The sequence below is a fragment of the Pseudoalteromonas sp. Z1A2 genome (assembly GCF_011378755.1).
Lineage (GTDB): Bacteria > Pseudomonadota > Gammaproteobacteria > Enterobacterales > Alteromonadaceae > Pseudoalteromonas > Pseudoalteromonas distincta.
The window spans coordinates 116,353-122,722 of record NZ_WTKX01000012.1; the positions used below are offsets into that span (position 1 = coordinate 116,353).

Genomic DNA, 6,370 nt, shown 5'->3' on the forward strand with positions numbered 1-6,370 from the left:
AAAGGAGCGCATGCGCTCCTTTTTACTTTTAATATAGTTTTATAAATTAACTACCTCTGACATCTACTTTAAGTTTTAGCTTTTGGCCAGGTTGTAAGTATTTTTGACCGGCTAAATTATTCCACTTAATAATTTCGTTAACGCTTAGATTAAACTTAGACGCAATACGTGCAAGTGAGTCACCACGGCGTACTTTGTATGTAATAGTACGGTTGGTACTTGCCGTTGCTTGTGGTTTATTAGCTGACTTATACACAGTAAGTTTTTGATTTAGGCGCAGTACAGAGTTTTTCTTTAGCTTATTCCATTTAGCCAACTCATCCATAGTTACGTCATATTCGCGGCTAATGTCCCATAACGTGTCGCCACTTTTAACTGTGTGCGAAAGCTTTGTGCGAGTTGCTTTATTAGCAGCTAAGCGCATCTGCTTTGGTAAATGTTCGCTATTTATAGCGCCATCAGTAAGCGGGACTAATAATTCTTGGCCTACTTTAATCGTATTTGATTTGAGTTTATTAAGCGATCGGATTGCACTTGAGCTCGTTGTAAACTTTTTGGCAATTACTGATAAGCTGTCGCCTCGAGCCACAATATAACGTTGCCAGCGTAATCTGTTTTTAACATCAGTGTTTGCTAGTTTTTGGCTAAATTGCTCTGCTTTATCTACTGGCAGTAATAAAGAATGTGGGCCATTAGGATCAGTTGCCCAGCGGTTAAAACCAGGGTTTAATCTGTATAGCTCAGTAAGCGTCATATCGGCCATATCAGCAGCAAGTGCTAAATCTATTTGCGAGCCAACATCAACCACTTCAACCACTTGTGCATTAATTACTGGTTGCCATGTAACGTTAAAATCATCTGAGCGTTTTAATAAATCGGCAAGTGCTAATAACTTTGGTACGTAGGCTGTTGTTTCGCTAGGTAAATCAAGAGACCAAAAATCGGTAGGTAAATGCTTTTTACGATTCTTTTTAATAGCGCGCATCAAGCGCCCTTCACCTGAATTATAAGCAGCAATCGCATTTAGCCAATCGCCTTCAAGTGTTTTATGTAAATACGACAAGTAGTCAAGTGCTGCGCGAGTCGACTGCACTATGTCGCGACGACCGTCGTACCACCAGTTTTGTTTTAAATCGAATCGCTCACCGGTTGCAGGCATAAACTGCCAAATGCCCGATGCGCTGCGATTAGAATAACCAAATGGGTCAAATGCGCTTTCTACAATAGGCAGTAGTGCAATTTCGATTGGCATTTCGCGCTTTTCTACTTCTTCAACAATAAAGTGTAAGTAAGGTTCTGCACGTTTAGAAATACGATCTAAATAGGCTTGGTGGCGAGCGTAATAGTTACGTTCAGTAACAACAGGGCGGTTTTGCGGTATTTCGATAGAAAGTTGGTAGCGAATTCGCTCCCACACATCATCAAACACGGGCGCTTCTTGCTCATCAGAGTCAACTTGCTGATATTGTGCGTTTACCATCAATGCATTGTTAATGTCGTTAGGACTTGCGCCTTCGAGTTGTTGGTTTGCTTGCGTGGCGACTTGAGAGTCTGAGTCTAGAGTTGTCACAGTTTGGCAACCACTTAGCGCTAACGCCAAGGCTACTAATAAGGGAGATTTATTCATAAATACCAATACATCGGGTAAAAAACTCGGCGAATACTACCTGTTATGAGTTAACATTGCCACTTAATGACTTTTTAAAACGCAGAAATAGAATCATCACTATATCTTAAGTTAATGATTCTAATAAAATAAATATTAAAGTATTAGTTTGTGCATTAAAAATTGTCTTTGAACTGTCTCAGACTCGCAAAGTTTCCCCAAGGTTCATTGTTTTTTGTAACCGAGATGAATTTTTCTGGCACTAACTCTGTAATGGTTGGCAAATCGCTACGCATAAATGGATTTATTTTTAGCTCCTGTCCAATAGAAGTGGGTAGGGAGATTTGGTTATTACTGCGTAATTCATCTACTTTTTTACTGTACGCAAGGAGTTCTGGGTTACGTGGTTCAACCGCTTTGGCAAAGGCAAGATTAGCTTGCGTGTATTCGTGCGTGCAATACACACTGCAGCTTGCAGGCAGCTCTCTTAGTTTATTAAAAGATTTCCACATTTGCTTTGGCGTGCCTTCAAATAAGCGTCCACATCCACCGCTAAACAATGTATCGCCTGTGAAAGCAAGTTCATCATTTGTATAGCAAATATGATCAAGCGTATGCCCAGGAGTTGCTAAAATAGTAAAGTTAATATTAAGCACACTGATGCTTTGTCCATCAGTGAGTGCGTGAGTGACGCCTTTAAATGGACTATTTGCAGGGCCATAAACCGATATATCTGGATAGGCGTCAACTAATTCAGCTACGCCATCAGTGTGGTCGTAGTGATGATGCGTAATTAAAATGCCACCAAGCGTTAGTTTGTGCTCAGCTAAGTACGTTAATACGGGATGTGCTTGGCCTGGATCGACTACCCATGCTTGGTTACTGTTATCGGTAGTTAAACACCAAATGTAATTATCAGAAAAGGCTTTAATTGCTTTGACTTGCACCATGGTAAATTGCTCTATAAAGTGACACTTATCGCATAGTATAACGAGCTCAAAAAATGAAACCAGCCCTTAGTTTTCAAGAAGGACCCAAACCACTGTCGTGGCAGCAGTTTCCTCATGGGGATTATTTACGCACAGATATTGAACGTAAAATGGAGCAATGGCTTCCGCGTATGTTTGGCTATCATATGCTTAAGTTGGGTAATTTAAGTGGCGAATTAAACACAAGTATAAGTACGATTAAACACCAAGTGTGTGTTGCAGAGCCTGGGCCTTACACTGGGGTAGTTGCTGACATAGATGAATTGCCATTTTACGAGCACAGTATTGATGCTTGTATACTAAGCCACTGCTTAGAGTATCATTCAGACCCACATCACATTTTACGAGAAGCACATCGCACGCTTATTCCGGGCGGTTATATACTAGTGACTGGTTTTAATCCGTTTAGTTTGTGTGGGCTTGCACAAATGCTGCCTTTTAGTGGTCAGAAGTTACCATGGACGGGGCGCTTTTTTACCCCTGCGAGGGTTAAAGATTGGCTAAATTTATTGGGTTTTGAAATTGTAAGTGACGAACGTTTTATTTATTCATCACTGGCAAGAGGTAACAGGTTATCAAGATTTGAGTTTTGGCGGACTTTTGCAAAACAGTATTTAAAACCAATGGGCAGTGTTTATATGCTGGTGGCACGAAAAAGAGTTGCGCCACTTACGCCGATAAAACCTAAGTGGCATGCTAGGCCGCAGTTTGCACCAGTAAAAGGGGCAGGGCTTAGACAAACGTCAAAGCAACACTTTAAATCGTGCGAGCAAAAAAATAATACCAATTGCATTAAATAAGTGATCTATCATAGCGCTAAGAAAATAGCACATTAACAAGGCGAAAATTGTGACATATAGTTGTTCTATATGAATAATTTTTAACGCAGTTAGTGAGTTATTTAATGCGATAGAATGAACATGTTTTTAATAAAATTGGTATAACAACTAGCTTAGAATAAATTTAAGGCTGGTAGCCTACATCTTCTAGTAAATCTTTACTGCCAGCGGCATCGCGCGCTAAATCGTCAACTATTTCGTTGTATTTATTGCCGCTATGCCCTTTAACCCACTTCCAAGTTACATTGTGCTCGCTACAGGCTTTATCTAAGCGTTTCCATAAATCGACGTTTTTAACCGGCTTTTTAGCTGATGTTAACCAGCCACGTTTTTTCCAGTTAGTGATCCACGATTCAATGCCTTGCTTAACATATTGGCTATCGGTTGTTAGGTTTACATCGCATTCTCGAGTGAGTGATTCTAGGGCTACAATAGCCGCGAGCATTTCCATTCGGTTATTTGTTGTGAGTTTATAACCTTGGCTCATTTCTTTTTCGTGGCCGTTATAAATCATAAAAATACCATAACCGCCGGGGCCTGGATTACCTAAACATGAGCCGTCGGTGTAAATCTCTACGGTTTTTTGCACTGTTTTACCTTGATCTTATGTACAATAAAGTGATTATAGAAAGATACCAGAATCAGGCTAAATTCGATATGGCACGTAGACAAATAGTTTTAGATACAGAAACCACCGGCATCGACCCTAAACAAGGGCACCGTATTATAGAAATTGGTTGTGTGGAGTTAGTAAATCGCCGTTTAACAGGCAATAACTTTCACGTTTATATAAACCCACAACGCCCAAGCGAAGAAGAAGCAATCGACGTTCACGGTATCACTAACGAATTTTTACGTGATAAACCGTTATTTCATCAAATTGCCCAAGAGTTTTTCGACTATATTGAAGGGGCAGAGTTAGTTATTCATAACGCACCGTTCGATGTTGGTCATATGGATAATGAATTTGCACTACTTAATCAGGGCTATCCTAAAACAGAGACTTTTTGTCAAGTTCTCGACACGCTTAAAATGGCGCGTGACTTGCATCCAGGTCAAAAGAACAATCTTGATGCATTATGTCGTCGTTACGATGTAGATAACGCAAAGCGAACACTTCACGGCGCGCTACTGGATTCTGAAATTTTAGCCGATGTTTACCTTGCCATGACGGGTGGTCAAACAAAGCTGAATTTGAATCAAAACAAAGATGACGGCAGCGAGCAACAGAAAGGCGGTATAAAGCGTTTAAATAGTGATAGAGCCCCATTAGTTGTATTGCGAGCAAGCGACACTGAGCAAAGCGCACACGAAGCACGATTAGATCTTGTAAACAAAGAAGGCGGCCAATGTATATGGCGCGCAGAATAAGGCGATTTAATGAAAACGATGTATTTTGTAACAGCGTTATGTGCCGCTAGTTTATTTACTGGCAATTCATATGGCGTAAGACAAGTAGAAGTGCTCAAGCGCGATGGGCATCAAAATGAGATCCCTTTACTTGATAATCGTTTTCGCATAGATAGCAAAATAGATGAAATAACACTGCTGTTTTTTAGAAAATCAGGTGCACCTGCTGTTATTTTAGTGCGGCCCGATGGCAGTAAGTACTTTGCTACTGACTCAGTTAAAAACCCTAACTTAGATTGGTTTGACGAACTCAGCTACGATTTAGTTACCATAAAAAAACCTATGGCGGGTCCTTGGCAAGTAATAGGCAGTATTTTACCCGACAGCAGAATAGTTGTATTAGGCGAAATATCTCTTGAGGCAGAGCCTCTTCCTTCAATGTTGTTTAGGGGGGAGACAATAAAAATCACCGGGAAAATACTAAACGACGGTGAGCCAATTAACACAAACCTATTTAGGGATGTTGTGAGCCTTAATGTTGACTTTGTAAGTACCAACAATGAAAACTTTGCTAACTTTGGCGCAGGCATTCAAGAAGTAGCGGAATTTAAAGACGATGGACGTGGATTTGATGAGCGTCCTAAAGATGGTGTGTTTACCGGCGAGTTTACTTTAGATTTTCCTGCGGGTGAATGGACACCAGAGCTTTACGTGGCAACACCTCTGCTGCAGCGCCGCATTGTGCAAAATACAATAGAAGTGCACGAGCCACCTTTTATAACCGAAGTCGCGTTAGCAGAACAAGACACAGACGAGCATCTGTTAACTATAAATATAGACCCAAGTATTGTTAAGCCAGAGACAGTCATCATCCAGGGAAAAATCTACTATCCCAATAACGAAGAGCAAATGTTTACCATAGATGCTGCAGCTAAAGACTCACGTCAGCTTAGTGTTAAAAATTATGATTGGGGTAGATATAGTGTTGAACTGTCTGTTTTTGGCACTAATATTAATGGCCGTGAATTTATGGCAGCGCTGCCAACGTATAAATTTGAGATAGAACGACCCATAGAAGTGGTGCCCGAAATTGATCCTGCAACGATTATTACGCCAGATAAAATGATCGAGAGTGAGCCTGTTGAAGAAAAAATGGCCACCTCGACAATTATTAGTTTAATTGTAGGCTGCAATACGCTCATTTTATTACTCGGATGGTTGTTAATTCGTATATTCGTTCAGAAAAAACCGATTAAATTTAAAGTTAAGCTGCCTTTTTTAAAGAAAAAGAAAACAAGTGAAGGTGATGTTGCCGACACAGAAAAAAATCAAGTCGGTAAAAATGGCTCAAAAAATGACAGATCAGGTGAAATTTTAAACCTTTCGATGACAGATGACTAAAAAACCTATAAAAAAACAAAAAAGCCCTTGACGAAATAGGGGTTGGTTCGTATTATTCACGCCGCTGTCAGGGAGACCTAAACAGCAACGAAAATATGGAGTGGTAGTTCAGTTGGTTAGAATACCGGCCTGTCACGCCGGGGGTCGCGGGTTCGAGTCCCGTCCACTCCGCCAACACTTACACA

The 6,370-nt window shown here is 40.6% G+C and carries 6 protein-coding genes and 1 tRNA gene; 4 read left to right on the forward strand and 3 right to left on the reverse strand.

Annotated features, from left to right (window positions below; all coding sequences use genetic code 11):
* Positions 1–46: 46 nt before the first annotated feature.
* Together GQR47_RS10505 and gloB are read right to left on the reverse strand one after the other, a co-directional pair.
* A complete protein-coding gene (locus GQR47_RS10505) occupies positions 47–1,627 on the reverse strand; it encodes a LysM peptidoglycan-binding domain-containing protein (protein WP_002963024.1) in 1,581 nt (526 codons plus the stop codon).
* Positions 1,628–1,782: 155 nt separating this feature from the next.
* Positions 1,783–2,556 (reverse strand): hydroxyacylglutathione hydrolase, encoded by a 774-nt coding sequence (gene gloB, locus GQR47_RS10510; RefSeq protein ID WP_002963023.1) that lies wholly within the window; start codon positions 2,554–2,556, stop codon positions 1,783–1,785.
* A 53-nt stretch (positions 2,557–2,609) separates the two neighbouring features.
* Here gloB and GQR47_RS10515 point away from each other — a divergent pair, with 53 nt between their 5' ends.
* Positions 2,610–3,395, forward strand: a complete 786-nt coding sequence (locus GQR47_RS10515) for a class I SAM-dependent methyltransferase (RefSeq protein WP_002963022.1) — start codon at positions 2,610–2,612, stop codon at positions 3,393–3,395.
* A 163-nt stretch (positions 3,396–3,558) separates the two neighbouring features.
* Here GQR47_RS10515 and rnhA read toward each other — a convergent pair whose 3' ends face one another.
* Positions 3,559–4,023 carry a ribonuclease HI gene (rnhA, locus tag GQR47_RS10520; protein WP_002963021.1) on the reverse strand — a complete coding sequence of 155 codons (465 nt, stop codon included), beginning with the start codon at positions 4,021–4,023 and terminating at the stop codon, positions 3,559–3,561.
* 68 nt (positions 4,024–4,091) lie between these two features.
* On the opposite strand from rnhA, the gene dnaQ reads away from it, so the two are divergent.
* The 3 genes from dnaQ (at position 4,092) to GQR47_RS10535 (ending at position 6,359) form a co-directional block, all read left to right on the forward strand.
* Positions 4,092–4,805: a DNA polymerase III subunit epsilon gene (gene dnaQ, locus GQR47_RS10525; protein WP_002963020.1), complete on the forward strand. Its 714-nt coding sequence runs from the start codon at positions 4,092–4,094 to the stop codon at positions 4,803–4,805.
* Between the two features lie 9 nt (positions 4,806–4,814).
* Positions 4,815–6,185 carry a TIGR03503 family protein gene (locus tag GQR47_RS10530; RefSeq protein ID WP_024596940.1) on the forward strand — a complete coding sequence of 457 codons (1,371 nt, stop codon included), beginning with the start codon at positions 4,815–4,817 and terminating at the stop codon, positions 6,183–6,185.
* Positions 6,186–6,282: 97 nt separating this feature from the next.
* Positions 6,283–6,359, forward strand: a tRNA-Asp gene (locus GQR47_RS10535).
* Positions 6,360–6,370: the final 11 nt, after the last annotated feature.